This window comes from Bartonella tribocorum (assembly GCF_002777915.1).
Lineage (GTDB): Bacteria > Pseudomonadota > Alphaproteobacteria > Rhizobiales > Rhizobiaceae > Bartonella > Bartonella tribocorum_A.
In genome coordinates this window covers 1-993 of the sequence record NZ_NJGE01000075.1, presented here as the reverse complement: position 1 = coordinate 993, position 993 = coordinate 1, and the positions used below count along the sequence as shown (strand labels likewise).

Below are 993 nucleotides of genomic sequence, written 5' to 3'. Positions count from 1 at the left end.
TTGAAGTTTGGAGCAGCCCATTTACCTTCTTTATATTCAGCACCGCCACCAAAATAGCTCGCTAACGTATTATTCATCGAATAAAGCTGACCACCTGTTACTGCATCCGTAGAGCCAGAAGCAATGTTTCCATCCAAAATGTGAGTAATCTTGCTAGCTTTTCTTTCTTTACCTTCCCCATGTTGTGCACTAAAGGCATTGTCATCCTTACTCCACGATAAAGAATCCTGTGCAACCCCTTGAGATACTTCCTTAATACGATCATTAACATTCTTGATATTCTCATCAAGTCCGCTAAAAGCAGACCCAACATCTTTAAACTCAGCTTGTTTAGCTTCACCTTTTTCATCAACCTGAGAYARTTTATAAGTTGGGCCTGTAAAGGCACCATCTTTAAAGGATGTTTCACCACCTAAGAACTTTGCAACATCTTGAGAGATAGTATTAATCTGACCACCTGTAATCGCATCATGTGACTTATCCGCAATCTTACCATCCGAAACATTGTGAAGACCTACAGGTGATGCATCTTGGCCTTTACCAAAGGTCACACTCGTATAGTCAATCTCACCATTGTCCTTCTTATCATAAAGAACAACCGCTGAATCATCCGATTGAAGGCTGTGAGAAAGATCCTTCAAGCCTTTATCAAATTGCTCTTTATTAACCGCTTCATTACCCTTCTCTGCTGCCTTAACTCCAGAAAGCCTACGATCTTCTTTATCTTTGTTGGCAATATTGATTTCACCGCCTTCTACTTCTTTACCAATAGTGATGAGGTTCGTTGTAGCATCTTGCTTTACAAGACTATTACTTATCATAGTGCTAATTTCATCATGAACACTCTTGAAAGAAGAACCAACACCAGTCAAAGCTTCCGCTACATTCTTATACGACTCTTCAGTAATATCGCCATCAGAACCGATTTGCTTAACCTTGAAATTAGGATCCGTCCACTCACCATTCTCATACTTAGCGCCGCCACCAAAATAG

At 40.3% G+C, this 993-nt stretch carries 1 pseudogene; it reads right to left on the bottom strand.

Features of this window, described 5'->3' with window-relative positions:
- Positions 1-993: pseudogene (locus tag CER18_RS10170) on the bottom strand (hypothetical protein); the annotation flags it as partial.